This window comes from Methanohalobium sp. (genome assembly GCF_018609725.1).
Classification (GTDB): Archaea; Halobacteriota; Methanosarcinia; order Methanosarcinales; family Methanosarcinaceae; genus Methanohalobium.
In genome coordinates this window covers 1-3,326 of the sequence record NZ_JAHENT010000058.1, presented here as the reverse complement: position 1 = coordinate 3,326, position 3,326 = coordinate 1, and the positions used below count along the sequence as shown (strand labels likewise).

Below are 3,326 nucleotides of genomic sequence, written 5' to 3'. Positions count from 1 at the left end.
TCTCATCGTCGTAGAACTATGATAACATAGTTATTCTTTTTGTATACTCTATTTTACTTACATTTACTAAACTATTTTAGTAGTTACTATATCATATGCTTCTTTTTGTTTCGAAACACTTCAAAGGGTAGAATATGATACTTCATATATGAAACAAAGTAACATTGTAGATGATGCGACATATAAACAACCTAATACAGGTCGAAACTTTCTCATTACCTTTGCAGATATTACTATTATAGTATTGCTGTTCCCATTACTTCTTATGCTGGGGAAAAGTTTAGTTTGGTTTGGAAAACTTGTGCTTCACTTTTCAGGAGAACTGACACTATACTCAACTTTTACGGTTTCAAACACATTAATTGATATAATTAGTCTTTTCGTTACCGTGCCTGAATTGACTACAACAACACTTACAGTAACTACGGCTCTCTATGTAAGCACAGTAACACTCATTTCGTTTACTTATCTCTCAAAACGGTCGGCACTCAAGTAAAAATAAAAACTGTATTATTTTGTTACTATTTTTCTTGTTTCGTGTAACTCTTCGTGAACTTGTTTTAATATAATTAATTGTAGTCAGACTATTCAATAATTTTAAATCCGACTTCTAAACAATTATCACAAATACGCTCTGGATTCTCAATACTTTCTCGAACACGACCAAAACATACTATCTATCTCCCAAACCGTATATTTGAAACAATAGTAGTAAATCTAAGTATATAAAAACTCATCTTTTTAAATATCTTGAACAGTCTTTCGGTTAAGATACAAAATCGCACTACTTACAAATAACGATGCTACCAACATACTCTGCACACCAATAACAACAACAATTATTACCTCTGCAATAGCAACCAATCCTCCTGTAACAAAGACTGCAACGAATAAGATTGTATTAGCAAGGACTGATTGTTTGAATAAGTTAAACATATCAATCACTCTTGAGTCAACAGCACTCCGCTTTGTTTCATCTTGTTGGATAACACTTCCAATATATGAAAAAACTTCACTATTTAGTTGTTTGTAGATATTATAATTGAAGCCAATAAATACAATAATAAGTTCAACGAATAACATACTCATTAATGCTGTGACTAACATCGTTGTATTTGAAATCATACTATACGCTCCAAAACTCATTACAGTTACAACCAGACCAAACACTCCGAGTGAATAATAATAATTATTTCCAATATAATCTACAAGTGATACAATTTGTCTCATGATACGCTGTTTAATCATACTTACATATTTATACTCAAAGGTTATAGTAGTTATGGTTTGATTGTAAATATATATTAGATATATTAGATATATCCTGAGTCTTTCAGTTCGCTTGGTTCTCTTGCAGGTGTATATGCCATTACAAGGTCAAACATACACTTTGTTCGGACTACATCAGTATAACAATGATAGATAACTGGTGCAATAACTCCATTTTCATAATCTTCAACAGCTTGTTTCGAAGACTCATACGGGTCATCAACACCACAATCACACAATACTTCGTGTGCTTCATCCAATCCATTATTATCACCATACACATTATATCCTGTTGTTTCTCCAAATGATTCTAAGTTATCTGTAATATCTTCTGCGATAATATCTTCATCAGAATAATTAAACTCTTCTTTAAATTGTTCCTGCTCGTCTTCTGATAATGTTTTGAATAGTGGTTCAACTGTGTTAATGTGTTTTTGCACTTCAGTCAGAATATCAACATAATAGACACCATCAAGATACCATTCAATACTATGATTCATAAATCGAGTTCGAAGAAACGGAATATCAAACCCACCACTCCAAGTCTCTGCATTATACCCACATAAGCGTTGGTCATAAGTATTCAAACTCTCAATAAACGAACGGAACCCTACATCTAACAGCGTGCATTCTGTTTCATACACGACAACCTTTGCAGCCATAGGGAAATCATTACAGTTTTCCCACAATTCTCGTTTATCAATATCTTTTCCTTTTGTATTAATTAAAAACACAGGTGTATCTTCTGAAGAATCAGGATACAATCCAATAACTGTAACTTCATCTCCATTTGCTCCAGCGAAACCCTCCGTCTCAATATCGAACGCAATAGTTTCACTTTCTCTAAATTCACTCCCATCAAGTTCTTCTTTGATTGAAACTGACATATAGACTACTTGTTATTCAAACCCTATTAATGTTGACAAAAAATTACCTAACCAAAACTTTTTACTATTTTCATTCCTATGACAAGTTTCTATTACGATTAAAACAATCATAACAAGCCATTTAATCGCAGTATACACGAATATTATGAATACCTCATAATTTACTTATATCTTCTATATTTGGCTATTATATTGACTTCAAAACAACATAGTATCCATACTACTCTAATATATTATATTACTATTTATATAATTCTTCAGGTCTATTAAGTTCAGTATATCCATCAAAACACATCAAAATCTCTCATTCGAATCATAGTCCAAATATAAATCAATCCATAAATCTAATAAAGACTCTACTCGCTCTATAAATAAATCTTCATCAAGATTCGCATAATAAAATACATTCAACCCTGTATCATTCCATTTACCTCCAGCATTAATTATACACGAAACTCCAGTTGGCGTTGTCAATATCCTTTCATCAGGTAGTATATACTCATTAGTATCAACAGTAAGTAATTGTAAATCAAAATTACCAAAATTATTGTATTATAGTAATATATTACTTACTGTCATCATTTATAGTAGCAACAATTTTTAATTTTTCACACTCTTTCAACTCGTTACGAAGTTTATATACACATTCCCCACATAATCGTAATTTTGAACTGCCAACTTGCTCCCAAACAAATAAACAACAAAATATCGCATCACTAGAACAATTATCTGTTGTAAATACACCCCACGAGTTATCACAATCTTTTGTCATACAATTACTAACATATTATATACTCTAAATTATAAATCATTCGATTGAATAATTCTTAGAATCTAATTGGGTGATAAAACACCAAATTATAACACAAAACTAATAATCCAAATATACTTCTGTAGCTCCTTGTGGACTCTCACCATCTACATACTTCCTACAATTACCATTAAAACACCACGCTTTGTCTCCATTCATATATTCAACAATCTTAATATCAGATACTTCAACACCATCCAACCCTTCTGCAATCTTTTCTTTATTTGTTTTTGAATCTGTATTATCAGACATAACAAATATCACTTAGAGACGAAACCATAAAAATGTTGTGTTCCTTTAACAAGAATCAAAACACCTATTGTCAAATTAAAAATAACTCACCATACTTTTAACCCGTT

At 31.2% G+C, this 3,326-nt stretch carries 3 protein-coding genes; all 3 read right to left on the bottom strand.

The features are described 5' to 3' along the window. Positions 1–741: 741 nt before the first annotated feature. The 3 genes from QZ276_RS03500 to QZ276_RS03490 all read right to left on the bottom strand — a co-directional run bounded on the left by QZ276_RS03500 (position 742) and on the right by QZ276_RS03490 (position 3,219). On the bottom strand, positions 742–1,248 hold the full coding sequence (locus QZ276_RS03500; protein ID WP_292485328.1) for a hypothetical protein: 507 nt from the start codon (positions 1,246–1,248) through the stop codon (positions 742–744). Positions 1,249–1,313: 65 nt separating this feature from the next. Beyond that, on the bottom strand, positions 1,314–2,156 hold the full coding sequence (locus QZ276_RS03495) for a hypothetical protein (RefSeq protein ID WP_292485326.1): 843 nt from the start codon (positions 2,154–2,156) through the stop codon (positions 1,314–1,316). A gap of 871 nt (positions 2,157–3,027) precedes the next feature. Continuing rightward, positions 3,028–3,219 carry a hypothetical protein gene (locus tag QZ276_RS03490; protein ID WP_292485324.1) on the bottom strand — a complete coding sequence of 64 codons (192 nt, stop codon included), beginning with the start codon at positions 3,217–3,219 and terminating at the stop codon, positions 3,028–3,030. Between the last annotated feature and the right edge of the window lie 107 nt (positions 3,220–3,326).